The sequence below is a fragment of the Vibrio chanodichtyis genome (assembly GCF_028863985.1).
Classification (GTDB): Bacteria; Pseudomonadota; Gammaproteobacteria; order Enterobacterales; family Vibrionaceae; genus Vibrio; species Vibrio chanodichtyis.
Window position 1 is genome coordinate 218,849 of sequence record NZ_JARBFT010000005.1, and the last position, 26,527, is coordinate 245,375.

The 26,527-nt window shown below is 48.4% G+C and carries 23 protein-coding genes; 13 read left to right on the forward strand and 10 right to left on the reverse strand.

Annotated features, from left to right (window positions below; translation table 11 throughout):
* Positions 1-228: 228 nt before the first annotated feature.
* Positions 229-3,888: an exodeoxyribonuclease V subunit beta gene (recB, locus tag PUN32_RS07490; protein ID WP_274722488.1), complete on the forward strand. Its 3,660-nt coding sequence runs from the start codon at positions 229-231 to the stop codon at positions 3,886-3,888.
* Positions 3,885-6,026: an exodeoxyribonuclease V subunit alpha gene (gene recD, locus PUN32_RS07495; protein WP_274722489.1), complete on the forward strand. Its 2,142-nt coding sequence runs from the start codon at positions 3,885-3,887 to the stop codon at positions 6,024-6,026. The genes recB and recD overlap by 4 nt, the downstream gene beginning before the upstream one ends.
* Before the next feature lie 29 nt (positions 6,027-6,055).
* Here recD and PUN32_RS07500 read toward each other — a convergent pair whose 3' ends face one another.
* Positions 6,056-6,241 (reverse strand): hypothetical protein, encoded by a 186-nt coding sequence (locus PUN32_RS07500; protein ID WP_274722490.1) that lies wholly within the window; start codon positions 6,239-6,241, stop codon positions 6,056-6,058.
* Positions 6,242-6,514: 273 nt separating this feature from the next.
* The gene (gene argA / locus PUN32_RS07505) at positions 6,515-7,852 is read right to left on the reverse strand and encodes an amino-acid N-acetyltransferase (RefSeq protein ID WP_274722491.1); all 1,338 of its coding nucleotides are present in this window, start codon (positions 7,850-7,852) and stop codon (positions 6,515-6,517) included.
* Positions 7,853-8,132: 280 nt separating this feature from the next.
* Here argA and mltA point away from each other — a divergent pair, with 280 nt between their 5' ends.
* The 3 genes from mltA (at position 8,133) to csdE (ending at position 10,602) form a co-directional block, all read left to right on the forward strand.
* The gene (gene mltA / locus PUN32_RS07510) at positions 8,133-9,239 is read left to right on the forward strand and encodes a murein transglycosylase A (RefSeq protein WP_274722492.1); all 1,107 of its coding nucleotides are present in this window, start codon (positions 8,133-8,135) and stop codon (positions 9,237-9,239) included.
* Positions 9,240-9,349: 110 nt separating this feature from the next.
* Positions 9,350-10,174: a tRNA cyclic N6-threonylcarbamoyladenosine(37) synthase TcdA gene (gene tcdA, locus PUN32_RS07515; protein ID WP_274722493.1), complete on the forward strand. Its 825-nt coding sequence runs from the start codon at positions 9,350-9,352 to the stop codon at positions 10,172-10,174.
* Positions 10,171-10,602: a cysteine desulfurase sulfur acceptor subunit CsdE gene (csdE, locus tag PUN32_RS07520; protein ID WP_274722494.1), complete on the forward strand. Its 432-nt coding sequence runs from the start codon at positions 10,171-10,173 to the stop codon at positions 10,600-10,602. Before tcdA ends, csdE begins: the two co-directional genes overlap by 4 nt.
* Positions 10,603-10,704: 102 nt before the next feature.
* Here the strand turns inward: csdE and csdA are convergent, their stop codons facing one another.
* The 8 genes from csdA to PUN32_RS07560 all read right to left on the reverse strand — a co-directional run bounded on the left by csdA (position 10,705) and on the right by PUN32_RS07560 (position 18,530).
* A complete protein-coding gene (gene csdA / locus PUN32_RS07525; protein WP_274722495.1) occupies positions 10,705-11,916 on the reverse strand; it encodes a cysteine desulfurase CsdA in 1,212 nt (403 codons plus the stop codon).
* The gene (locus PUN32_RS07530) at positions 11,903-12,508 is read right to left on the reverse strand and encodes a DJ-1 family glyoxalase III (protein WP_274722496.1); all 606 of its coding nucleotides are present in this window, start codon (positions 12,506-12,508) and stop codon (positions 11,903-11,905) included. The genes csdA and PUN32_RS07530 overlap by 14 nt, the downstream gene beginning before the upstream one ends.
* 2 nt (positions 12,509-12,510) lie before the next feature.
* Positions 12,511-13,395, reverse strand: coding sequence for a 2-dehydropantoate 2-reductase (gene panE / locus PUN32_RS07535; protein ID WP_274722497.1), 885 nt, complete (start codon positions 13,393-13,395; stop codon positions 12,511-12,513).
* 101 nt (positions 13,396-13,496) lie between these two features.
* The gene (locus PUN32_RS07540; RefSeq protein WP_274722498.1) at positions 13,497-14,255 is read right to left on the reverse strand and encodes an outer membrane protein OmpK; all 759 of its coding nucleotides are present in this window, start codon (positions 14,253-14,255) and stop codon (positions 13,497-13,499) included.
* A gap of 534 nt (positions 14,256-14,789) precedes the next feature.
* The gene (locus tag PUN32_RS07545) at positions 14,790-16,178 is read right to left on the reverse strand and encodes an AmpG family muropeptide MFS transporter (protein ID WP_319946306.1); all 1,389 of its coding nucleotides are present in this window, start codon (positions 16,176-16,178) and stop codon (positions 14,790-14,792) included.
* A gap of 64 nt (positions 16,179-16,242) precedes the next feature.
* Entirely contained in the window at positions 16,243-16,791 is a 549-nt protein-coding gene (locus PUN32_RS07550) for a peptidylprolyl isomerase (protein ID WP_274722499.1), read from the reverse strand.
* Positions 16,784-17,359, reverse strand: coding sequence for a YajG family lipoprotein (locus PUN32_RS07555; protein WP_274722500.1), 576 nt, complete (start codon positions 17,357-17,359; stop codon positions 16,784-16,786). Before PUN32_RS07555 ends, PUN32_RS07550 begins: the two co-directional genes overlap by 8 nt.
* Before the next feature lie 40 nt (positions 17,360-17,399).
* The gene (locus PUN32_RS07560) at positions 17,400-18,530 is read right to left on the reverse strand and encodes a methyltransferase (RefSeq protein ID WP_274722501.1); all 1,131 of its coding nucleotides are present in this window, start codon (positions 18,528-18,530) and stop codon (positions 17,400-17,402) included.
* A 164-nt stretch (positions 18,531-18,694) separates the two neighbouring features.
* Between PUN32_RS07560 and PUN32_RS07565 the strand changes: the two genes are divergently transcribed.
* The 8 genes from PUN32_RS07565 (at position 18,695) to PUN32_RS07600 (ending at position 26,513) form a co-directional block, all read left to right on the forward strand.
* Complete coding sequence (locus PUN32_RS07565; protein WP_274722502.1) at positions 18,695-19,027, forward strand: BolA family protein; 333 nt, start codon at positions 18,695-18,697, stop codon at positions 19,025-19,027.
* A gap of 483 nt (positions 19,028-19,510) precedes the next feature.
* On the forward strand, positions 19,511-20,851 hold the full coding sequence (locus PUN32_RS07570; RefSeq protein ID WP_274722503.1) for a Na(+)-translocating NADH-quinone reductase subunit A: 1,341 nt from the start codon (positions 19,511-19,513) through the stop codon (positions 20,849-20,851).
* 5 nt (positions 20,852-20,856) lie between these two features.
* Positions 20,857-22,104 (forward strand): NADH:ubiquinone reductase (Na(+)-transporting) subunit B, encoded by a 1,248-nt coding sequence (locus tag PUN32_RS07575; protein WP_274722504.1) that lies wholly within the window; start codon positions 20,857-20,859, stop codon positions 22,102-22,104.
* A complete protein-coding gene (locus PUN32_RS07580; RefSeq protein ID WP_166013510.1) occupies positions 22,091-22,864 on the forward strand; it encodes a Na(+)-translocating NADH-quinone reductase subunit C in 774 nt (257 codons plus the stop codon). Before PUN32_RS07575 ends, PUN32_RS07580 begins: the two co-directional genes overlap by 14 nt.
* Positions 22,864-23,496: an NADH:ubiquinone reductase (Na(+)-transporting) subunit D gene (locus PUN32_RS07585; RefSeq protein ID WP_274722505.1), complete on the forward strand. Its 633-nt coding sequence runs from the start codon at positions 22,864-22,866 to the stop codon at positions 23,494-23,496. Before PUN32_RS07580 ends, PUN32_RS07585 begins: the two co-directional genes overlap by 1 nt.
* Before the next feature lie 7 nt (positions 23,497-23,503).
* A complete protein-coding gene (nqrE, locus tag PUN32_RS07590) occupies positions 23,504-24,100 on the forward strand; it encodes an NADH:ubiquinone reductase (Na(+)-transporting) subunit E (protein WP_166013508.1) in 597 nt (198 codons plus the stop codon).
* 33 nt (positions 24,101-24,133) lie between these two features.
* Positions 24,134-25,360 (forward strand): NADH:ubiquinone reductase (Na(+)-transporting) subunit F, encoded by a 1,227-nt coding sequence (gene nqrF, locus PUN32_RS07595; protein WP_166013507.1) that lies wholly within the window; start codon positions 24,134-24,136, stop codon positions 25,358-25,360.
* Between the two features lie 148 nt (positions 25,361-25,508).
* Positions 25,509-26,513, forward strand: coding sequence for an FAD:protein FMN transferase (locus PUN32_RS07600; protein WP_274722506.1), 1,005 nt, complete (start codon positions 25,509-25,511; stop codon positions 26,511-26,513).
* Positions 26,514-26,527 lie beyond the last annotated feature (14 nt).

Sequence of the window (26,527 nt, forward strand, 5' to 3'; positions counted from 1 at the left end):
GAAAATCATTATTGGTGTAGGGCGTTCGCTGTACGGCCACGGGTCAGAGGGACCACAATTCTTGTGCAACCCAGTAATGGGTTAACCTGCGCGCAGTGTAAAGTGCTGCTTCGGCTGGTGCCGTGAAGTGGATCCCATAAGCTCATACTCAATAACGGTTTTGGGTTGAGCGCAGAGAAATATTTGTCTTGCGTCACATCTGTGTGGAAAGGATAAGGATTAAGGCTGATGAGTGCCGATTCAAATAAGTTAGCGGTTACGCTGGATACGTTGCGTTTTCCCTTGCATGGGGCTCGCTTGATTGAAGCGTCGGCCGGAACTGGAAAAACTTACACCATTGCCGGACTTTATCTGCGGCTGGTACTTGGCCATGGCAGCGGTGAGACGCGTCACGCTCAGCCGCTCAGCGTGGATCAAATTCTGGTGGTGACCTTTACCGCTGCTGCGACCGCCGAGCTGCGTGATCGTATCCGTCGTCGTTTGCACGATGCACGCCTCGCTTTTGCGCGCGGTGCCAGTGACGATCCGCTGATCCACTCCTTACTTGAGGAGTTTACCGATCACAGCTTAGCGGTGTCTTTATTGCTTAATGCTGAGCGGCAGATGGACGAAGCGGCGATTTTCACCATCCACGGTTTTTGCCAACGTATGCTGACCCAAAATGCCTTTGAATCGGGCAGTCGCTTTGCAAACGAATTCATCACGGATGAAAGTCGCCTTAAAGCGCAAGTGGTGGCCGATTATTGGCGCCGACAATTTTATCCGCTGCCGATGGCTCTGGCGAGTGAAGTGCGTCGCCTATGGCCAGCGCCCTCTGCACTATTGGCTGAGATTGCGGGTTATCTTTCTGGACCGCCGGTCAAACTGACCACGCCATTAATGACTGGAGATTTGGCCGCACTGCAACAAGCGCAGATGGCGCGCATTGGCGAAATAAAGCAGCGCTGGTTAAGTGAGTGTGATGAGATAGCCGCAGTATTAGCCAGCTCGGATCTGCATAAAAATAGCCAAAATGCGCTGCTGCGCCGGGTGCCGATTCTGGATAGTTGGGCACGCAGTGAAACGCAAGATCTGCACGTGCCCTCAGAGCTTGAAGAGTTCACTCAAAGCGGGCTGCTGGCGAAATCGAAGCAAGGCAATCCGCCACAATTAGCGCTGTTTGAACGGATAGAAGCGTTTGTTGCCGAGCCAGTATCACTCAAAACCCCGCTGTTGGTGCATGCGATCCACCACTGTCGCCTGTGGCTGGCACAAGCCAAATCCGCACAACATTGGCTCTCGTTTGATGATCTACTGACCCAGCTCAGCGCGGCGTTAGATCAGGATCAGCAAGGATTGCTCGGGGAGCGGATCCGCGCGCTTTATCCGGTGGCGATGATCGATGAATTCCAAGACACCGACCCGCTGCAATACAGTATTTTCAGCCGCTTGTATCTTGAGCATCCGCACTGCGGCTGGTTGATGATTGGTGATCCGAAACAGGCGATTTACGCTTTCCGTGGCGCGGATATTTTCACTTACATCAAAGCGCGCAATCAGGTGAGTGCTCACTACACTTTGGGCACTAACTGGCGATCCAGTGCAGCGATGGTGGCGGCGGTTAACCAAGTGTTCAGCTCAGTCAGCGATCCGTTTATTTACCGCCACGATATTCCATTTTTACCGGTGGCGGCGAGCCCGAGTGCCGATCTGCGCCACTGGACACTGGCAGGGCAAGTGCAGCCGGCTTTGACCTATTGGTGGCCACAAGATGTTGAGAAATCGCAAAGTAAAACCGACTACTACGCGCAAATGGCCGAGGCCTGTGCCGCGCAGATCCAGCATATTTTAAGCGCTTCGGCGGCGGGCGAGGCCAGCTTTGATCACGGTACTTTTGATCGCGGTACTGCGATTGATGCGGGTGATTTAGCGGTATTGGTGCGCACCGGTAATGAAGCGCGTATGGTGCGCGATGCGCTTAGCCAACAAGGCATCGCTAGCGTTTATTTGTCTAACCGTGACAGCGTGTTTGCCAGTGAGGTAGCGCAAGATGTGCAACGCTTGCTGCTGGCGGTGTGGCAACCGGAAGATGAGCGTTTATTGCGCGCCGCCGTTGCTTCGCATCTGTTTGCGTTAACCGCCAGCGAGCTGGATGGATTGAATAACGATGAAAACCAGTGGGAGCAGTTGATTGCCGAGTTTCGTCACTATCGCTGGTTGTGGAGTGAGCGCGGTGTGCTGCCAATGTTACGAGCGGTATTGACTCAGCGCCATATTGCCGAACGTTGGTTAGCGGAAACAGAAGGTGAGCGTTGGCTGACCGATTACCTGCATCTCAGTGAATTGTTGCAGCAGGCGACGCGTGATATTGATAGTGATCAGGGCTTGCTGCGTTTTCTGACTCAAGCGATGGCCGATGCACAGTTAGGACTTGGCGCCAGTGATGAGCAGATCCAGCGGCTTGAGTCTGAGCGCCGCTTGGTGCAGATCGTCACCATTCATAAATCGAAAGGGCTTGAATATCCGCTGGTCTTTTTGCCATTTGCAATGAGCTATCGCGAGAGTAGCGAGGGTAAATATTACGATGCCGAGTCGGCCACGACTTGGGTTGATTTAACCGGTAATCAGGAGGCGTTAGCCAAAGCCGATCAAGAACGCTTAGCGGAAGATTTACGTTTGCTGTATGTGGCGTTAACTCGCGCAGTGTATGGCTGCTTTATTGGCATTGCTCCGCTGCGTAACGGAAATTCGAGTCAAGAGCCAACCTCGGCCCATCGCAGCGCGATGGGGTATCTGTTGCAAGATGGCCAGCCGGGTGGGATTGCCGATCTAGAGCAAGCGCTGCTCAAACAGTGTGAGCGTCTGCCGGATGTGGTCATGCAATCTCCACCGCCGCCGCGGGTTGAGCAAGCGTATCAACCACCCCAATTGGACGAGCGTGAACTGATTGCTCGCGAGTTAAGCCAAGCCATCGATCGTCGTTGGCGAGTCACCAGTTACTCAGGCTTGGTAATGCAATCGAGCCATGCTCGCTCTGATCCGATGCAAGAGATCCCCCTGCTTGACGTAGGCGGTTTTGATCTCGACAGTGCGCAAGAGGATAGCGCGCAAGAGCGAGATGGCGCGGCGCTTGAATCGCTCGAACGTTCGATTTTCAATTTCCCACGTGGCGCACGTCCCGGTACTTTCTTGCATTCGTTGTTTGAAGAGGTCGATTTTCAGCAATCGGCGCACAGTGCAGCCAATATGCAAATTATTCTGGATTTAATCGAAAGTGAGCAGATTGACGTAGAGTGGTTGCCGGTGCTGCAACAGTTGATCGATACGGTATTAAGCACGCCACTCGATGGCAAAGCGCTGCGTTTACAGCAGATCACGGCGGCCCAGCGGCTAGCAGAATTGGAGTTTTTACTGCCGATAGAAGGTTTAGATGCCGCAAATCTCAATCGGATTATTCAGCGCCATGATCCGCTTTCCGCGCAAGCGGGCGATCTCAGTTTTCATACGGTGCAAGGCATGCTGAAAGGTTTTATCGATCTGGTGGTGCAATATCAAGGGCGTTATTACGTGCTGGATTGGAAATCTAACCATTTGGGTGACGATCCTGCGGCCTATCATCCACAGCGTTTGGGCAGTGCTATGGCCGAACACCGTTATGATCTGCAATACCAGATTTACGCGTTAGCCCTGCACCGATTTTTGCGTAGCCGTTTAGCGGATTACGACTATCAACAACATTTCGGCGGAGTGTTTTATCTGTTTTTACGCGGTATGGATGGCAGCACCGAGCAAGGTGTGTTTCATACCAAGCCAAGTTTGGCTTTGTTAAATGAGTTGGATGGATTGATTGCCGGGCGCGAGCTGGCACAAAGAGCCAGTAAAGCCGGGCAGATGGAGCTTGATTTATGATGTTTTGGCAGAGTGAAATCGCGCAGCGTTTGCAGGCCCAAGGCGCGCTACGTCCTTTGGATGTGCAGTTTGCCCGCTTTATCGCGAAACAAGCTGCATTGGCTGGGCACAGTGCGGCAGAAAGTGAGCTATTGAGCGTTCTGTCTGCTGCACTGAGTGCTGAGTTAGGTCGTGGCCATATTTGTTTACCGCTGAACGATGCGCATGGCCATCGCTGCGATTTAGCGGCGCTGATCGGGTGGTATGGCGCAGCAAGTGTGCCGCACCGCGAGCGCTGGTTGGCGTTGGATTGGTCAGCGCTATTGCAAGCTTCCCCTCTTGTTGGGCACAAAGGTGAAGCGGTTCCTTTAATGTTTGATGGCACAAGGCTGTATCTGCATCGCTACTGGCATTATGAAACTCAGTTGGCTGCCCGCCTGACTGAATTGGCGACCCCTTGTCGTTTAACCAGCAGCGAATTGGCTCGTTTACGCGCGCAGCTTGATAACTTATTTGCTCGCGATTACGTGGGCTTATGGCAGGCTTTGCAAGCTTCATCCCCATCCTCGTCGCTCACTGCGGTTGAACGTATTCAATGGCTAAGTGATCGGCTAGATATTGTTGCACCACAATTGCTCGATTGGTCAGCGATTGAAGCGGTGCTGGCAAAGGCGCAGCGCGCCGCGGATTTGCAAGCGTTAGATCAACTGATTGCGCCTGAGCACTGTTTAAATTGGCAAAAAGTCGCCGCTGCTGTAGCGCTGACCCGCCGTTTTGCGGTGATTTCTGGTGGCCCAGGCACGGGCAAAACCACCACCGTGGCTAAGTTATTGGCGGCACTGATCAGCCAGAGTCTCGCGCAAGGTAAAGTACCGGAGATTAAATTGATTGCGCCTACTGGCAAAGCGGCGGCACGTTTAACTGAATCGATGGGTAAAGCCATCAGTCAGTTGGCGATTGAGCCGGCGATCGCTGCCGCAATCCCCAGCAGTTCCAGTACCATTCACCGTTTGTTAGGGGCGATCCCAGGCAGTGCCGAGTTTCGCCATCATGCGCACAATCCACTGCATCTGGATTTACTGGTACTCGATGAAGCCTCGATGGTCGATTTACCCTTGATGGTCAAATTGTTAGAAGCGCTGCCTAAACATGCTCGCTTGATTTTGCTCGGTGATAAAGATCAGTTAGCCTCGGTTGAGGCTGGTGCCGTCTTAGGGGATATTTGCAGTTTCATCAGCCAAGGTTATAGCGCAGAGCAGGGTACGCAACTGGCGGCATTGACTGGCTTTACCACTTTGAAGCCTGCGGCGAGTCATGCCGTGAATCCACTGGCGGATTGTCTGTGCATGCTGCAAAAAAGCTACCGCTTTGATGCGCGTTCAGGGATTGGGCAGTTGGCCAAAGCGATCAATAGCGGTGTGCCAGCGCGAGTTAACGCAGTGTGGCAGCAGCAGTTTAGTGATATCGAGCATTTTGCTTTAAGCGGTACCCATTATCAGCAACTGTTGCACACCTTAGTACAAGCGTATCGCCCCTATTTAAGCTTGATCCAATCTCCTCATTTAAATTCAGCGGCGTTGCCAGCCAGTACTCCAGATATGCTCACGTTGGCCAAAGCCGCACTGGATGCCTTTAGTCGCTGCCGATTACTGTGCGCATTGCGCGAAGGTGATTTTGGGGTGGCAGGCTTAAATGCTCGCATTGAACGCGCACTCAATGCGCATAAGTTGATCAAAAGCCAAGAAGAAATTTGGTATCACGGACGACCGATCATGGTCACGCGTAACGATCATGGTTTGGGTCTCTACAATGGTGATATTGGTTTGTGTTTGCGCGATGATGGGGATGAGCTGCGTCGACTAAAAGTCTATTTTGAACTGCCCGATGGCAGCATCAAGGCGGTGTTGCCGAGCCGAGTTCCTCAGCATGAAACCGCTTATGCGATGACAATTCATAAATCGCAAGGCAGTGAATTTGATTTAACGTTGTTGATCTTACCGCCAGAGCATAGCCCGATTTTGACCCGCGAGCTGGTGTATACCGGTGTCACACGAGCTAAACAGCAACTGAAATTGTATTGCGAACCGTCAGTGTTACAGCGGGCGATTAAACTGAGTACCCAAAGGGCGAGTGGTTTAGTGGTGCGTTTACAGCAGTAAATGCTCCGCCAATCCGTGGCGGTAGGGCATTAAAGATTGGAGAACGCTTTGGTAAAGGTGATATTACGGATTTGGTGGCGTTGACAAGCTTCGATCAGCATCATCTTAAGGCTCTCAGAGGCGGGAAACACACAATGTACATGCACACCAGACAGAAAATCAGCGTCTGCCATATCCCAAAAACTTTGTAGCGAGTTACAAATAACAGTTTTCATTGACGATTTGCTCTTAGGTACTGAATTTAGTAGTAAAAGCAATCCATGCGTGGCGCTAAGCACACGATGAGAGTGATCACCTCACCCAGTGTTCAAGCGCCTAATCCTAACGACTTGATTGAACGGTATTTAATCAAGTGGGCGCATTTTAGCGATCTTGCGCACAAAATAAAAGCAAAAATGCATAAAAAAACGGCAGTAATTACCGTTTGATTATTTATGCATTTCATTGCCGTGCCTTTATTGCGTCTGATGAGAGGCGGCATACTCGATTCAAAGTGCGAGCATTAAAATTTTTGAGCGACGTTGATAGTTATACAGACGCTGTTTTGCCACTGGCAGCGCTTCGACATCCACCTCATTAAAACCTTGTTCACGAAACCAGTGAGTACTGTGTGTGGTGAGCACAAACAGATCATCGATACCCATCTGTTTGGCTTGCTGTTTACTGTGCAGCAGTAAATGCAAGCCACGATGGCCATCACGGTATTCCGGATGGATCGCCATGCACGCCATTTCCGCCATGTGCTCTTCAGGATAAGGGTAGAGTGCCGAACAGCCGATGATTAAACCATCTTTGTCAATAATGGTGAATTTATGGATCTCTTGCTCTAGCTGCTCACGAGAACGGCGGACCAGAATCCCTTGCTCTTCAAGTGGGCGGATCAGATCGAAAATGCCACCAATATCATCGATGGTGGCTTGGCGGATCTGCTCAGCACTGGCCATTACAATCTGCGTACCGATCCCGTCAAATGAAAACAGCTCTTGCAGCAATGCGCCATCTTGTTGATAACTGACTAAGTGGCTGCGTGGTACACCCGCCCGGCAGGCTTTTAAAGCGGCACGCAAGAAGCGTAGGGTACTAAAGCAATCTTCATCATTGGCCGGGCACTCTTGCGCCATTTTTTCCACTAGCCGTTCAACATCACTGGGAAACAATTCAGCAATCGCATTGCCTTTGCTATCAATGATGCCTTGCTGTGGACAAAAACCGATCAGCTTATCGGCTTTGAGCTTAATCGCGACTTGAGTGGCCACTTCTTCGGAAAGCAGATTAAAACACTCGCCGGTGACTGAGCTGGCGATAGGGCCGAGCAGAACAATCGAACCTAAATCCAGCATGCGATTGATGCCTTCCACATCAATCCGGCGGATCCGCCCACTGTGGCAGTAATCGACGCCTTCATCGATCCCGAGTGGTTGCGAAATAATAAAGTTACCGCTGACCACGTTAAGCTGCGCCCCCGCCATCGGCGTATTGTTAAGATTCATTGAAAGACGCGCGGTGATGGCGTGTTGCAGTTGTCCGGCCGCTTGCATCACTAAACTTAGCGAGGATTCATCGGTGATGCGCACGCCTTTGTGATACGGAGTATCACGATGATTTTTTTCAAGAATTTTATTGATTTGTGGCCGAGCACCGTGCACCAACACAATTTTTACGCCAAGGCTATGCAGCAGGGCAATATCGCTAATGATATTGGCGAAATTACTATCGGCAATCGCCTCACCACCGAGCATGACCACCATGGTTTTGCCACGATGGGCATTCACATACGGCGCTGATTGACGAAATCCTTTGACGAGAGCGGTGCTACGAATTTTCACGGCTAAACATTCCATTTGTTTAAATATGCTAAAATAATGACTTTTTATTCTTCGTTCGGCAAGTTTTTTATCTACTTGGGCGTTAGCTCCGATTTCAGGAGTCGCCACGTGTAGATTAATCGGAATAAAAAACAGAGAGATGACAATCGGCGATGGGTTATCGAGATACGGGTTCAATTGTTAGAAAGTGCAAAAAATCATCGTGATTGGTCTAAGGTTAATTGCACTGTTCAACTGAGTTTGTCATGCTCTTGGCAAATTCAAACTATGGGTTAATTTTGTGAGTAAACGTCTTCTTTCTGTGCTGAGCTTAGGGCTGTTATTTGGTTGTGCTCAACCGAATACTGAGCGTGCTCAGCAGTATCACCAAGCTCATTTCCCGCACATTTTAAATCGAGTGGATGTGGTGGAATCCAATACGCCGCGTGACTACACCGAATTCAGCAAACAGAGTGAGCTGGTGGTACAAGGCTCTGCTTCTATGGCAAAAATCTACCAACCCTTATATCAGCAGTTGAATGAGTGGGTATTACAAAGTGGCGATCCGACCACGTTGGGGCAGTTTGGTATTAAGGCTGCGCAGTTCGGTGGTGGTGATAAGCAAGGTAATGTGTTGTTTACGGGTTATTTTTCGCCAGTCATGGAGCTGCGTCATCAAGCTGATGATGTCTTCAAATACCCAGTGTATGGATTGCCTAATTGCCAGCAAAATTGTCCAACCCGAGCCGAAATTTATCAAGGTGCGTTAGAGGGGCAAGGCTTAGAGCTTGGCTATGCGGCTAACTTAATTGATCCGTTTATCATGGAAGTGCAGGGCAGTGGCTTTGTCCATTTTGAAGATGATGACACCTTGGAGTATTTTGCTTACGCCGGTAAAAACAACAAAGCTTATGTAAGCATAGGTAAAGTGCTGATTGAGCGTGGTTTGGTGGCGCGTGAGCAGATGTCGCTGAAAGCGATCAAAGATTGGGTGCTAGCGAATGATGAAGCCACAGTACGTGAACTGCTGGAACAAAATCCTTCATTTGTTTTCTTTCAACCGCGCGCGGCGGCTCCGGTAACCGGTAGTGCTGGTATCCCACTGTTGCCGATGGCCTCGGTCGCTGGTGATCGCTCAATTTTGCCGATGGGGACGCCGATTTTGGCTGAAGTACCGCTACTGAATGCCGATGGCACTTGGTCTGGTGCACATCAGTTACGTTTATTGATTGTGCTTGATACCGGCGGTGCGGTGAAACAAAACCATCTCGACTTATATCATGGCATGGGGCCGCGTGCTGGCTTGGAGGCGGGGCACTATAAGCATTTTGGTCGGGTGTGGAAGCTGGGGTTAGATAACTCGCCCACTCAAGCGCCATGGGCTTTACCGCCAGAAAAGCAGCAATAGGTTCTGCCGTTAGCTGCTTAGTCTGTGGTGATCGCGAGCAAACTGGACATTTTTATGTAGAGTGCGTATAAATCGCACTCTTTATTTTTCAGCTAGAGTGGAAATGCGTTATGCGTGAACTGGATACTGCAGCCTCCGACAATTACAACCAACGGTTTGGTGGTACGCGCCGTTTGTATGGTTATGACCAAGTTGACATTTTACGTGCCGCGCACGTGTGTGTGATTGGGATTGGTGGTGTCGGTTCATGGGCGGTTGAAGCTTTGGTGCGAACCGGAATTGGTGAGCTGACCTTGATTGATATGGATGATGTCTGTGTGACCAATATCAATCGGCAAATCCATGCCATGACGGGTACGATTGGCAAGAGCAAAATCGAAGTGATGGCGGAGCGAGTAAAACTCATTAACCCTGAGTGTAAAGTCAATTTGATTGATGATTTTATCACCCCGGATAACCAGCATGTTTATCTAAGCCAATCGTTTGATTATGTGTTGGATGCGATTGATAGCTTAAAAGCCAAGGCGGCACTGTTGGCGTATTGTCGCAGTAATAAAATTAAGGTGATCACTATCGGTGGTGCGGGCGGGCAAACTGATCCAACGCAAATCACGGTGGCCGATTTGACCAAGACTATTCAAGATCCGCTGGCCAAAAAACTCAAAGATCGCTTGCGTCAGCAGCACAACTTTCCGACCAATTCCGCGCGTAAATTTGGGATTGATTGTGTGTTCTCGACTGAGCAACTTAAATACCCGCAAGCGGATGGTTCGGTATGTGCCAGCAAATCCAGCGCACAAGGCCCGAAACGGATGGATTGTGCCAGCGGGTTTGGCGCTGCGACGGTAGTGACGGCTACCTTTGGTTTTGTCGCAGTGGCACGTATTGTTGATAAGTTGCTGAAAAAGCATCAAGTAAAGGCGATAACTCAATGAGTCCATTTACAGCCCATCCGTTTGGAGATGCCATCACGGCTCAAACCATCTTAGAGACTTTGCAAACTTTGCACGGTTGGGAAAACCGCTATCGGCAGATCATCCAATGGGGCAAATTGCTGCCCGTGATACCTGATGCACTGAAAAGTGAGCAAGTTCTCGTCTCTGGTTGTGAAAGCGAAGTGTGGTTAGTGGCCGAGCGGCAAGGTGAGCAGTGGTTTTTCTGCGCCGATTCCGATGCACGGATTGTGCGCGGTTTGATTGCGATTGTGCTGGCGGCGCTCAATGGCAAAACCTCAGCACAGATCCGCGCATTTTCGATGGATGACTACTTTGCTGAGCTTGGTTTGCTGACGCATTTAAGCCCATCACGCGGTAATGGCTTGCAAGCGATAGTCGCGTCCATGCAAGCTAAAGCGCTCAATTAATCGAATTCGTGCTGTTTAATGAAAATAGCCTCATGATGATGAGGCTATTTGGCTAATGGTGTTAATTGCGAATGACACTAAGTCTGCCAATAGCACAGACCTTTACAGCAGATCGACCGCTTTATGGATCGCGGCGATCAAACGCTCTACTTCTTGTCGATTGTTATACACCCCGAAAGAAATCCGCACCGTGCCTTTGACGCCAAATGCATCCATTAACGGGTGGGCGCAATGGTGCCCCGCACGCACGGCAATCCCTTGCTGATCGAGCAAAGTGGCAAGATCCTGATGATGCACACCCTCCATCACTAAACTCAGCACACTGGCGTTGGGTTGATAACCAAGTACGCGGATCCCCTCGATCGATGAGATGGCTTGGTAAGCCTGCTGCTGCAACTGGTGTAAATGCTCTTCAACAGCCACACGGTCAAGACTCTGATACCAAACGATCGCGGTGGCGAGAGCAATCGCTCCTGCGACATTCGGTGTGCCGGCCTCAAATTTTCCGGGCAGTCCGGCGAAGGTGGTGCCAGTAAACGAGACTTTCTCCACCATCTTACCGCCGCCGTGCCAAGGTGGCATTGCTTCTAAAAGCGCCGTTTTGCCATACAACACCCCAATCCCGGCCGGAGCATACAGTTTATGGCCGGAGAACACGTAAAAATCCGCATCCAAACGATCGACATCCACCGCTTCATGGACAATGCCTTGCGCACCATCGACCACCACTACTGCGCCTTGTTGATGCGCGGCTTGGATCACCGCTTCAATCGGCTGACGAGTTCCCGTGACATTGGTGATATGGGCGAGAGCAACGATTTTGCAGCGTGGCGACAGCAATTGTGCAAAGGCGGCACAGCCAAATTCACCATTAGGCGTCATCGGGATTTTGACCACTTTGGCGCCGGTTTGCTCGGCGACCATCTGCCACGGCACAATATTGGCGTGGTGTTCGGTTTCACTGACCAGAATCTCATCGCCCACTTGCAATGTGCTGCGTGCATAACTTTGCGCAATCAGATTGAGCGCTTCGGTCGCACCGCGGGTCCAGATAATATTTTTGCTGCTTGGCGCACCAATAAACTGTGCGACTTGCTCACGCGCCGCTTCAAATTGGCTGGTGGCTTGCGCGGTTAAACTGTGGCTACCGCGATGTACATTGGCGTTGTGCTGGCTGTAATAGTGACTGAGTGCATCAATCACAGATTGTGGTTTTTGGCTGGTGGCCGCGCTATCGAGGTAGACTAATGGGCTACCGTTGACAGTTTGGTGCAGCGCCGGAAATTGCGCGCGGATTGCATCAAGATTGAGCATCAATAAAACCTAACAGTTCGGTCAGTTGTTGAGAGTGAAGTACCATTGGTGCGGCAACGTGTTGAGCCAGCTCTGTACCAGTCAGTAGCGCAATCATAGCGAGAGCAAACTCTAGCGCAGTACCCGGTCCTTGACTGGTGAGTAAATGTTGTGTGGCAGAGTAACAGACTCGTTGACGACTTAACTGTGCGGCTGGGATTTGCTCAAAAAATTTGGGGTGACAGGTCATCTTAGCGCCACGCCATTTCTGCTGTGTGGCCAGAACTAATGCCGGTGTGGCGCAAATTGCAGCCACCAATTTACCTTGTTGCTGAAATTGGTCGATCAGTGTGAGTAGCTCGGCGTTACGGGCAAAGGTTTGTGCTCCCTCAAGGCCACCTGGCAGTGCTAGCGCATCAAAATCCTCGCTTGAGACAGTGGCGAGGGTTTGCTGAGCCATCAGCATAATCCCCCGTGAACCAAGGATGGCTAAATCTTCACCCAGTGCGGCCATCGTCACCTTAAAACCCGCGCGGATTAAAGTGTCAACTATGATGATGGTTTCCATCTCTTCGCTACCGTGGGTGATGGGCACTAAAATTCGTTTACTCATACTTAACTCCAACTCTGCTCTCGCTGTTTGATTCGCGTATACAGTTTGTGATTGACCGGGGTGGCAATCCCATGCTGCTTGGCTTTAGCGACTACGTAACCGTTAATAAAGTCTATCTCAGTTGGTCGCTGGTGAAAAATATCTTGCTGCATGGAAGAGTAATTCGCTGCGGTGGCATTGATCACCTGATAAACCGATGTGCGTAGCGCGGCATCGTCAAAGGCGATCGACTCTGCCCGCATCACCGCAGTGACTTCATCTAAAATCGCGGTGATAGTCGGGGTAAATTCAGCTGCCGCTAATGCACCATTTGGGCATTGATGAATAGCGGTGAGCGGATTTATTGCACAGTTGATCGCAAGTTTATGCCATAGCGCAGGTTGAATATCTGGATTCCATGTCACTGGCGCGAGTGCGTGCTGTAAAACCTCAGCAATAAAATCGCAGCGTGCTCCGAGAGGATTATTGGCACCGATTTGGGTTTGACCTAAACCAGTATGGCGGACTTGGTTTATCGTCGTTTTGAGTGCGCCATGAGTTGTGGTGGCGAGCAGAATTGGGAAATCGGCGATGGAGTAATGTAAAGCTTCGACGGCCCCCATGCCGTTGTGCATAAACAGTAAGATGGTTTCACGTTGGAGATGGGCTAATAACGGGGTTAAGGCAGCAGCCACTTGCCATGCTTTAACCGTGATCAGCACTAGATCGGTGTTGGCGAGAGCGGCTAGATTTTGATTGTTAAAGGTTACCGGTTGGCCATCATCGAGTTGCAGTGTGACTTGTGCTTGAGGTTGACGGCTCCATAATGAAACTTGATGCCCCGCACCATGCAAATGCAGCGCCCATAAAGCCCCCACCGCCCCCGGGCCAAGTACCACGATATTCATCTTTATTCCCTAGCCAATATTTAATGTGCCAAGGATAGCGACGAGTGCTTGGAAAGCAATAAAAAATGGCGCGAAGTCGCGCCATTTAGAAATATTTTTGTTTAAAAATTGTACTGAAGACGATAGATAACAAGGTCTTGGTAGTTTTTACGACCGAGTTTGTTGACTGTGTAACGATACAGTAGGCCAGCAGACCAATCTTGATGGAAGTTCCATAATGCGTTCACTGCACCATTAAGACCCCAATCACCACCTTGTACTGCGGCATATTCATCATTACGAGCAAACTCATATTCTCCCCAGGTAGAGAACGTGAAGTTTTGGTTTGCAATATCAGTATTGTAGAAGCCTACCCAACCTACCATACCGCCATTATTGCCGCTGTTACCATTTTCCGTATTCACTTGGTGCACACCGATAAAGGGAGTGAAGCCCCAGCCGTTACCTTTTAGACCAGTGTAACCAATACCTGCTACACGGTTTTGTTCGTGTAGTGTTGGCCCTTTGTCTTTATCTGTATTGTAGATTTGTGCATATAAGGATACGCCAGATTCAGTCAGATTGTAGTGAATAGTCCCTTTTGCTGATGCACCACGATCATCACCCGCACGATCAACACCTTCGTAGTCATAAAATCCGTAGATTTGTCCCCAATCAAAAACCGCCCCACCTTCAATGCCGATAACGGCTTGATTACGATCTGAAATGGTTTGACCAAAGTTAGAAGCATCATTACCGAAGCCGTGATCCCAAACTTGGTAGTCAGCATAGGCACTACCGAAACCAAATAAGTATTCAGCTTGTGCAGGAATAGCTGTAACAGTAGCAATAGCAGTGAGGGCTAATAATGATTTACGCATAAGGGGAACTCTCTTTAAGTGTGTTGTAGATGGCAGCCGCTGTACTGCAGCTCGTTCAACTGGCGGGCATAATAGCGATAAAAATCGCAATTAAAAGTGATAACGCATGCAAAGTTAGAGTCATTGAGTGATCTAAGTCTCACTTTGCTAAATTTATTTTGAACTAATTTGATTTTTCACAGGTTTGCATTTTTATTGTGATCTAGGTTGGATTTTTGTGTGGTGATAAATTGACATTAAGAATTCGTAAGTCATCAAATTTGGCAAAAATCAGCCAGGAGATCGTTTGCGTCGCTGAAGCTGGGTAAATCTAAGACGTCCATCATCCAGTAAACTGGGTGATTTTGGATTATTGTGGGTAGTTTTTCTGAGTAAAAAATGAAATTGAGCTCTTGGTGTACAGAGACGATAAGCAAACCAGCAGTGGGAGAAACTTCACTGGTTTGCTAATAAATAAAATAGAAAGGCAAATAGATTAACAGCAACTTGGGATATTGATCGTTGCCAGTGATCGGTCTGCGATAGGGAGCATTGTTACTTTATTTTATTCCCTTGTATCGATGGTGGCGTTGTTGGGTGTTTGGCGCGCTGCAGCATTTGGTTAAAGTCATGGCGTAGTGAATAGAGCATGATGAGGCTTGGGATTACCATTACCGCGGTCAAAATAAAGAACAGTGACCAGTCATTCAGATAGTCGGCTAATTCGCCGCTTAATGACGCTAGCGTGGTTCGGCCCAAGTTGCCCAGTGAAGCGAGCAGGGCATATTGGGTAGCCGAAAACGCTTGGCCAGTCATCAGGGTGAGGAAAGAAACAAACGCCACGGTCGAGAACGCTGAGGTAAAATTGTCCACCACTAAAGTGGCGAAGAACAGTGATTCACTCGGGCCGACTTTGGCCAGCCAAGCAAACATCAAGTTACTCGATGCCATGGCGATACCGCCAATCATTAAGCCGCGCACGAGACCAAATTTGATGTTGACTAAACTGCCAAGCAGAGTGAAGAAAATCGTGATCCCCCAACCGAGTAATTTCGAGTAGTAACCAATCTGCTCATTGCTAAAGCCGATTTCTTTATAAAACGCAATCGACATGCGGCCGAGGAACGCTTCGCCAATTTTAAACAAGAAGACAAACAGCAGTAAGGTGAGCGCGACGCGTAAGCCATTATTGCGGAAAAAATCGATGAAGGGTTCTAATACGGTAACGCTGAGCCAGCGCAGCAGCCGATTATTGACTACCTGCTGGTGGCGTGCTTCGGCCAATTGTTGTAGTTGATCGCGATCGCTGTGTGGCTCTTGAACCAAGCAAGTAAATAACATCAGTACCCCGACCACGGCGGCCATGATCAAATACACCCCATTCCAACCAATACGATCTGCATTGGCAAAGGCGAAATAGCCGGGCAGTGAATAGCCCGTCCACCAACCGATCACGGTCATTGCCGATGCTTGTGGCAGTTTAGTCGATTCGGCTTTGGCAAAGGTGTCGATTCGAAATGCGTCAATCGCGATATCTTGAGTCGAAGAGGCTATAGCAATAGCGAGAGCCAGCAATGAGGTTAGCATCAAATTATCGGCGGGATTGACCCCCGCGATCAGTAAGGTGCAGCTCAACACCACCAGTTGGCAAAATAAAATCCAACTGCGACGCTGGCCAAGCCTGTGATGCAAGATGGGTAATTTGACCCGATCAACCAAAGGTGCCCACAAAAAATTGATCGCATACACCACAAATACGCTACCAAAATAGCCAATAGCGGTGCGGCTCAGCCCGGCATCTTTCAACCAGCCGGTCATATTGGAACCAATTAATACCCATGGGAAACCGCTGGCACAACCAAGCATGAATACCCAGAGTAAACGTCGGTCAAAATAGCTAACCACAAGTTGTTGCCAGGTAGATGAATGGGGTTGTTGAGCCATACGGCATCCTTTTATGAGTGGTGATGAGGGAAGTGGCACTCCCAAGGTAAGGGAGTGCGCGGCTTTAAGGTAAACGAGAGACTTTGTTGATCACGATAGGCGTGATCGGCACATTTTGCATCTGACCTTGAGTTTTGGTTGGCTGAGCGGCCATCAACTGAATCACATCAAAGCCTTCAACCACTTGACCAAATACCGCATAACCCGGTGGTTGGGCGGCGTAATTGAGGAAGTCATTATCCACCAGATTGATGTAAAACTGGCGAGTGGCCGAATTCGGATTTTGCGTACGCGCCATCGCAATGGTCGCAGTATTGTTACCTAGCCCATTGTTTGCTTCGTTGCTAATCGGTGAATAAGTCGGCAATGGTTTGAGATTGGCATCAAAACCGCCACCTTGCGCCATAAAGCCAGGGATCACGCGATGAAATTGACTGCCCACATAACTGCCGTCATCAACATAACGCAAGAAATTCGCCACCGAGATTGGTGCCTGCTGTTGATTGAGTTCAATGGTAAAATTACCCAGTGTGGTTTCAACCGCCACTTTAGGGCCGGCCCACACACAACTGCTCACTAATGCGGCGGCGGCCAGCAGCCATGACTTAGCCATTGAAGCGCTCCTGCATGTAGTTTTGCAGCTCGGTATCGTTGGCGATCTCTTTGAGAACCACATTGAGCACGTCGTTGAGTACGGTTTCGATCTCATCATTGGATGCGCTTAACACGCCAGTGCGTTTGGCGGTGCCGTGGTAGCTTTTGACCAGTTTGCCTTTTGGCGTTTCGGCCGTCACTTCTAACGTCACGCTGCCATCCATCTGATTTTCCATGATCGAATGCTTCACCGACACCAAAAGCTCTTGAATCTCCAGCTTGATGGTATTTTCACTGTTGACGCTGAGACGAAAACCTTGTGAGCCTAATTGTTCAGCCAAAGCATTCTCTAATGCGATGCGCACATTTTGGCGAGGATGAATCGGTTCAATGTTATTGCGACCACTATCGACCAAAGCGACATATTGTGCCGAACGCACATCTTTGCTGACCAAAGCAAAACTGCTGTTGGTGACGATCGCGTTTTGGCTTAAGGTTGCTTGAGGAGCTAGGTTAATTTGGCTTTGCTTGGGAGCCGCGCAAGCGGTCAGTAACGCGATTGAAGCCGCAAGAACCAGTTTTTTCATGGTTAATTCCTTTCGTTTTATTATGCACACGCCACAAGGCTTAAGATTTAATCGCCTGTAAGATAACAAATTTACTGTTATTGGCGATCACTCTAACATGATTTTTACCGAACAATCTCGCCAGTTTGACATCGTAGCCAAGGTGACGATTGCCGATCACCCATAATTTACCGCCTTTTTTCAGCACATGTTGTGCATCACAGAACATTTGCCAAGCGATGTGATCGGTAATGGTCTGCTGTTGATGAAATGGTGGATTACACACAATCATCGAGCTGCTGTGGGCAGCAAAGCCATCCAAACAGTTATTGGTGATGCACTGGATTGGCCTTTCGCCAAGATTTTCTCGTAGATTGCTCAGCGCTGCCGCGGTCGCCATAAAACTCTCATCGACACAGGTAATGGCGGCTTGCGGGTTGAGTTGTCCAAGCCGAACCGATAGCACACCATTGCCGCAGCCCAGATCAATAAAATCTTCCAGCGTGGGATCGGCGGGCAAATGTTCAAGCATAAATCTTGCACCGAGATCTAAGCTTTCACCCGAATAAACATTGGCTAAGTTGTTCAGTGTGATGGCGTAAGGTTCGACATGCCAACGGCAGGTTGGACTCACCTCGACAATCGGTTCGACATTTGGCTGACTAAACACTAAACGGTGTTTTTTCCACGCCAGTGACGTGGTGGTCACGCCTAAGTGTTTTTCAAATAAATTGAGGGTCGATGTGTGGATCTCTTTGGCTTTATTGACCGCAATAATCGGAGTGCTCGCTGGCAGAGCCTGACGCAGTTGGCTTAAGATCCACACCAAGTGACGGTTACTTTTCGGCAGTTGCAATAACACCAGATCGACATCGCTGGGTGGCGTATCCATCGTGGTCAGTAACGTGATGGGCGGGCGCTGATTGTGGTGCAGATTGGCAAGTGTGGCTTGCTGAGCAATATATGAATCGCTCATCATGCTCACTCGGTGTTGTTGGGCAAACCAACAGCTCAATGCGCCGAAGTGGTCGTTGATGATAAGAATATGACGATGTGCAGGCAAACCCAGTTGTTCAACGTGTTGGATCAGGTACTCATCACCCGCATCCCAAGCTTGTAGGGTGTCATTATTACGCTTGGGGTATCGATGAAGAGTGAGCGTTTGCTCAAACAAGGTAAGCTCGGTTTTCATATTGCTCGTAATTCTAGTAAATTGACCAGGTATTGTCTCAGATGATGCTAAAACCGCAAACCAAAACCTAGATTTTAGCATTCGAAAACTCCCTGTGAGATCGCTATGGTCTATTCTCTATTTGTCATGTTGTCGACACGCTTGTGCTCAACAAGGAAAGCGAAATGATTCAAGATGTTATTGAAATGAAATTGCGTAGTGAATTTCAACCACTGTTTCTCAAAGTGATTAATGAAAGTGATATGCATAATGTGCCGCGAGGTTCGGAGAGCCATTTCAAGGTCATAGTGGTGAGTGAGCGCTTTATTGGTTTACGCCCGATTGCTTGCCACCGTCTGGTTAACCAAACCTTAGCCGATGAGTTAGCCAACCACATTCACGCTTTGGCGATTCATACTTATACTACTGAGCAGTGGCAACAGTTGAATCAAGTGATCCCAGAAAGTCCGATGTGTTTAGGTGGGTCTAAACTGGGTGGATTGAACAATCCGCTTTAACCAAGTGTTGCACTAATGGATACTGGGTGCTTTTTAAGCACGGCTTTAACGCTAATCAAACAAGCGAGTGGTGCTCAGTCTTAACTCAATTAAGTGAGGCGATTAACACGGCCAATAAGCGAGTTGAAACGTTCGGAGAGTCAGTTTGTGCGATGCTTCAAAATAATGGTGATTTGTTCAGCGTTCACTGAGAGATCGATGGAAATAAAGCAGTGAACTAGGGGATTGGTCATGGCATCAAGTTCCCAAAAAATGCTAGACTTAAACACCTAACAAATCCCCCACATGATTTGTGACGGGGGTTTTAAAAGGATGTTGCGATTTTAATGGTGAATGCCATTAAAACGGACACAAACAATGTCGTGTCTACCGAGGTAAGGATTCCGCTAGCGTTGTTCAGTTGTAAGAACAAGGCAAACGGAGTGCGCCTCGAATTTGCGCAATTAAAGAATCTTTTTCCCGATAAAAGTAGTGCAAGTGCGTATGATTACAATAAAAAAGGGATTGGACCTTCCTATCGCAGGAACTCCTTCCCAGGTGATTAGTGATGGTAAAACCATCAAAAAAGTCGCCTTGCTTGGCGAAGAGTACGTTGGCATGCGGCCTACAATGCATGTTCGCGTAGGTGATGAAGTAAAAAAAGCTCAAATTCTTTTTGAAGACAAGAAGAATGTCGGCGTGAAATTTACTTCACCAGTCAGCGGCAAAGTGGTTGAAATTAATCGTGGTGCAAAACGTGCCCTTCAGTCAGTAGTGATTGAAGTTGCGGGCGATGCCCAAGTGACATTCAACAAGTTTGAAGCCTCTCAATTGGCGAGTTTGGATCGTGATGCGATCAAAACTCAGTTAATTGATTCAGGTCTTTGGACGGCTTTCCGTACTCGTCCGTTTAGCAAGGTTCCAGCGGTTAACTCCTATTCTGCAGCCATTTTTGTGACCGCGATGGATACCAATCCATTAGCGGCTGAACCAACAGTGGTGATTAATGAGCAATCGCAAGCTTTCATTGCTGGACTTGATATCCTTTCCGCACTGACCACTGGCAAAGTGTACGTGTGTAAAAAAGGGACTAGTTTGCCACGCAGTCAACAGTCAAACGTTGAAGAGCATGTATTTGATGGCCCACATCCAGCTGGTCTGGCTGGCACTCATATGCATTTCCTCTACCCTGTGAGTGCAAGTCATGTCGCGTGGAGCATTAACTATCAAGACGTGATTGCGATTGGCCAGTTGTTCCTGACAGGTGAGCTCTACACTCAGCGTGTGGTTGCGTTGGCAGGTCCTGTGGTTAACAAACCTCGCTTGTTGCGTACAGTGATGGGGGCATCACTCGAGCAGTTGGTAGATAGCGAAATCATGCCAGGCGAAGTGCGTATCATCTCAGGCTCTGTGTTGTCCGGTACTCAAGCTAGCGGACCTCATGCTTATCTTGGTCGTTACCACCTACAAGTTTCAGTCCTGCGTGAAGGGCGTGATAAAGAGCTGTTAGGTTGGGCGATGCCGGGTAAGAATAAGTTTTCAGTGACTCGTTCTTTCCTTGGTCACCTGTTCAAGAGCCAAGTATTCAACATGACCACCACTACCAACGGTAGTGAGCGTGCTATGGTGCCGATTGGTAACTACGAAAAAATCATGCCATTGGATATCGAGCCAACTTTGTTGCTGCGTGATTTGTGTGCGGGTGATAGCGACAATGCGATTCGCTTAGGCGCTTTAGAGTTAGATGAAGAGGATTTGGCACTGTGTACTTTTGTTTGCCCGGGCAAATACGAGTATGGTCAGATCTTACGTGAGTGCTTAGACAAGATCGAGAAAGAAGGGTAATTTCCATGGGCCTTAAAAAGTTTCTTGAAGATATCGAGCATCATTTTGAGCCAGGCGGCAAACACGAAAGATGGTTTGCACTGTATGAAGCAACAGCAACACTGTTGTATACACCAGGCCAGGTCACCAGAAGAAGCTCACATGTTCGTGATTGCGTTGATCTAAAACGAATCATGATCATGGTGTGGCTTGCGGTATTCCCAGCCATGTTTTGGGGTATGTATAACGCAGGCGGTCAAGCCATTGCTGCGCTGAATCATCTTTATGCCGGTGATCAACTGGCTGCGATTGTAGCTGGTAACTGGCACTACTGGTTGACAGAAATGCTCGGTGGCATGCTGTCAAGCGATGCGGGCTGGGGCAGCAAAATGCTACTCGGTGCAACCTATTTCCTACCTATCTATGCCACGGTATTTTTGGTGGGTGGATTTTGGGAAGTGCTGTTCTGCATGGTGCGTAAGCATGAAGTAAACGAAGGTTTCTTCGTCACTTCCATTTTGTTTGCGCTCATCGTTCCACCTACACTGCCTTTGTGGCAAGCGGCACTCGGTATCACCTTTGGTGTCGTAGTGGCAAAAGAGGTGTTTGGTGGTACTGGTCGTAACTTCCTAAACCCAGCGTTAGCCGGGCGTGCTTTCCTATTCTTTGCTTATCCAGCACAGATTTCCGGTGATTTAGTTTGGATCGCCGCAGATGGCTTTTCTGGTGCGACAGCACTTAGCCAGTGGGCACAAGGTGGTGCGGGTGCACTGATCAATAACGCAACCGGCCAAACCATTACTTGGATGGATGCTTTCATCGGTAACATTCCTGGTTCGATTGGTGAAGTGTCAACCTTGGCACTGATGATCGGTGCAGCCTTGATCGTCTACATGGGCATTGCTTCATGGCGCATTATCGGCGGTGTGATGATCGGTATGGTCCTATTGTCGACGCTATTTAATGTGATCGGCTCGGATAGCAACCCAATGTTCAATATGCCTTGGCATTGGCACCTTGTGTTAGGTGGCTTTGCATTTGGTATGTTTTTCATGGCGACCGATCCGGTATCGGCTTCCTTTACGAATAATGGCAAATGGGCTTACGGTATTTTGATTGGCGTGATGTGTGTGCTGATCCGTGTCGTTAACCCTGCTTATCCTGAAGGTATGATGCTGGCGATCCTATTCGCGAACCTATTTGCACCACTGTTTGACCATGTGGTTGTCGAAAGAAATATCAAGCGGAGATTAGCGCGCTATGGCAAGCAATAACGATAGCATTAAAAAGACGCTGTTTGTTGTTATCGCGTTGAGCCTTGTATGCTCAATCATCGTATCGACTGCAGCAGTCGGTCTGCGCGACCAGCAAAAAGAGAACGCAGTACTGGATAAGCAGAGCAAAATTCTGCAAGTAGCTGGGATTGAAGCAAAAGGCAGCAAGCAGATCATTGAACAGTTCAATAAGAGTATTGAGCCACGTTTAGTCGATTTCAACACGGGTGACTTTGTTGAAGGTGATGCTGCAAATTACGATCAACGTAAAGCCGCGAAAGAGGCGTCAGAATCAATCAAACTGACTGCCCAACAAGATAAAGCTAAAATTCAACGTCGTGCGAATGTTGGGGTGGTTTATCTAGTTAAAGATGGCGAGCAAACCAGTAAGGTGATTTTGCCCGTACATGGTAACGGCCTATGGTCAATGATGTACGCGTTTGTAGCAGTAGAAACTGACGGTAATACCATTGCCGGTTTGACTTACTATGAACAAGGTGAAACTCCGGGATTGGGTGGCGAAATTGAAAACCCAGCTTGGCGAGCTCAATGGGTAGGCAAAAAATTGTTTGATGACAACCACAAGCCTGCAATTAAAATCGTTAAAGGTGGTGCGCCAGAAGGTTCTGAGCATGGTGTTGATGGCCTATCAGGTGCAACCCTAACCGCCAACGGCGTTCAAGGTACATTTGACTTCTGGTTGGGTGATATGGGCTTTGGTCCTTTCCTCACAAAAGTACGCGACGGAGGTCTTAACTAATGTCTAGTGCAAAAGAGCTGAAAAAGAGTGTGTTGGCGCCAGTATTCGACAATAACCCAATTGCATTGCAAGTTTTAGGGGTTTGTTCGGCATTGGCAGTGACCACTAAGCTGGAAACGGCATTTGTAATGACATTAGCGGTAATCTTTGTTACTGCATTGTCTAACTTCTTCGTTTCGTTGATCCGTAACCATATTCCTAATAGTGTGCGTATTATCGTGCAAATGGCGATCATCGCTTCTTTGGTTATTTTGGTTGACCAACTGCTTAAAGCCTATCTTTATGATATTTCTAAGCAATTGTCGGTATTTGTTGGTTTGATTATCACCAACTGTATCGTAATGGGTCGTGCCGAAGCATTTGCAATGAAGTCTGCGCCTATCCCATCGTTGATTGATGGTATTGGCAATGGTTTAGGTTATGGTTTTGTGCTGATAACGGTGGCTTTCTTCCGCGAATTACTGGGATCCGGTAAATTGTTTGGCTTAGAAGTTCTGCCTTTAATCAGTAACGGTGGTTGGTATCAACCTAACGGTATGATGCTACTCGCACCTTCAGCGTTCTTCCTGATCGGTTTTATGATTTGGGCGATTCGTACCTTCAAACCAGAACAAGTTGAAGCGAAGGAGTAAGGTTGTCATGGAACATTATATTAGTCTGCTGGTGAAAGCGATTTTCATCGAGAACATGGCACTCGCTTTCTTCTTGGGGATGTGTACTTTCCTCGCGGTTTCGAAGAAAGTTAAGACCTCATTTGGTTTAGGTATTGCGGTTATTGTGGTGCTGACGATTGCAGTACCAGTTAACAATCTCGTTTACAACTTGGTGCTCAAACCTGATGCACTGGTTGCCGGCGTTGATCTTAGCTTCCTAAACTTTATCACTTTTATCGGTGTAATTGCTGCATTGGTACAGATTTTGGAAATGGTCCTCGATCGTTTTTTCCCACCTCTGTATAACGCACTGGGCATCTTCTTACCTTTGATCACAGTAAACTGTGCCATCTTTGGTGGTGTGTCTTTCATGGTGCAGCGTGACTACAACTTTGCTGAATCCGTGGTTTATGGTTTTGGTTCTGGGGTAGGCTGGATGCTGGCTATCGTCGCTCTTGCAGGTCTCCGTGAGAAAATGAAATATTCAGACGTTCCTCCAGGTCTACGTGGTTTGGGTATTACCTTTATCACCACTGGTCTGATGGCACTTGGTTTTATGTCTTTCTCTGGTGTTCAACTGTAAGCCGGGTAAACCGCAGCAATAAAGGAATAGTTAATGTCTACTATTATTTTTGGTGTAGTGATGTTTACCCTGATTATACTGGCTCTGGTTTTGGTGATTTTGTTTGCCAAATCTAAGCTAGTACCAACAGGTGACATTACAATTTCGATCAATGGCGATCCTGAAAAAGCGATCGTAACCCAACCGGGTGGCAAGTTACTGACAGCACTAGCTGGTGCTGGGGTGTTTGTTTCTTCGGCTTGTGGTGGTGGTGGTTCATGTGGCCAATGCCGTGTAAAAATCAAATCGGGTGGTGGTGATATTCTGCCAACTGAGCTGGATCACATCAGCAAAGGTGAAGCCCGTGAAGGTGAACGTCTAGCCTGTCAGGTGGCGATGAAAACCGATATGGAACTGGAATTACCAGAAGAGATCTTTGGCGTTAAGAAGTGGGAATGTACGGTTATCTCTAACGATAACAAAGCCACTTTCATCAAAGAGCTTAAGCTGCAAATTCCAGATGGTGAATCGGTACCTTTCCGTGCCGGTGGCTATATCCAAATTGAAGCTCCTGCGCACCATGTTAAGTATGCGGATTTTGATGTACCAGAGATGTATCGTGATGATTGGGACAAGTATGATCTGTTCCGCTATGAATCGATCGTCAAAGAAGACATCATTCGTGCCTACTCAATGGCGAACTACCCAGAAGAGTTTGGCATCATTCTGCTTAACGTGCGTATTGCTACACCGCCGCCAAATAATCCAGATGCACCTCCTGGTCAAATGTCCTCTTACATTTGGTCACTAAAAGAAGGTGATAAGTGTACGATTTCAGGCCCATTCGGTGAGTTTTTCGCAAAAGATACCGATGCAGAAATGGTCTTTATCGGTGGTGGTGCTGGTATGGCACCCATGCGTTCGCATATCTTTGACCAACTTAAGCGTTTGAAATCTAAGCGTAAGATGTCTTATTGGTACGGTGCGCGTTCTAAACGTGAAATGTTCTATGCAGAGGATTTTGATAGCCTAGCGGCTGAGAATGATAACTTTGTATGGCATTGTGCTCTGTCTGATCCTCTACCTGAAGATAACTGGACAGGTTACACCGGCTTTATCCATAACGTGTTGTATGAAAACTATCTACGCGATCATGATGCGCCAGAAGATTGTGAATACTACATGTGCGGACCACCAATGATGAATGCAGCGGTAATCAATATGCTGAAAAATCTAGGTGTAGAAGAAGAAAACATCCTGCTGGATGACTTCGGCGGTTAACCAATAACTCGCGCTATACTGATGGCTGGCTCATTAGAGTCAGCCATTGTTTTTTGCAAAGTGGATATTGAAAGTGTCGATTGCGAGCCGTTGAGCGATTCGAATGGCATTTCCCATATCAATCTTTAATTATCAAAGGAGTAAGCAAGTGAAAAATTGGCTTGTTGCATTCGCTGCTCTACTGTTGCTCGCGGGCTGTGAAAAGCCGATCGAGCAGGTGCATCTTAACGGTCCGACCATGGGCACCAGTTACAACATTAAATATATTGTGCAGCCGAATATCGCTGATTCCACTACTTTACAGGGTGAGATTGCCCGCTTGCTGGAACAAGTTAATCAGCAGATGTCGACTTACCGTAACGACTCTGAACTGAGTCGCTTTAATCAACATACCAGCGCTGAGCCATTTAATGTGTCGCTTGAAACTGCGACTGTGGTTAAAGAAGCGATCCGTCTTAATCGATTAACACAAGGCGCGCTCGATGTCACGGTCGGTCCTTTGGTGAATCTTTGGGGTTTTGGTCCTGAAGCGCGGCCGGATATTGTGCCTTCTGATGAAGAGTTAAATGCACGTCGTGCCATGACAGGAATTGAGCATTTACGTGTTGAAGGTCATACGCTGACTAAAGCTATCCCACAACTGTATGTTGATCTGTCCACCATTGCGAAAGGTTGGGGAGTGGATGTGGTGGCTGATTATATGCAGGGACAAGGCATCAACAATTATATGGTCGAAATTGGTGGTGAAATTCGTCTCAAAGGGGTCAACCGCGAAGGAAAAGCTTGGCGAATTGCGATTGAAAAACCCACGGTAGAGCAACGTAGTGTGCAAGAGATCATCGAACCTGGTGAGTATGCGATTGCCACTTCGGGGGATTATCGCAATTATTTTGAGCAAGATGGCATTCGCTACTCGCACATTATTGATCCAATTACCGGGCGGCCGATCAACAATCGGGTGGTCTCGGTGACCGTGCTGGATAAATCCTGCATGACGGCCGATGGGTTAGCCACCGGGCTGATGGTGATGGGAGAAGAGCGTGCTATGGCGCTCGCGGAAGCACAACAAATACCGGCGCTGATCATTGTCAAGACCGATGATGGCTTTAAAGAGTATGTATCAACGGCGTTTAAGCCATTTTTAAATCAATAGCCTAGAGTGAGCAT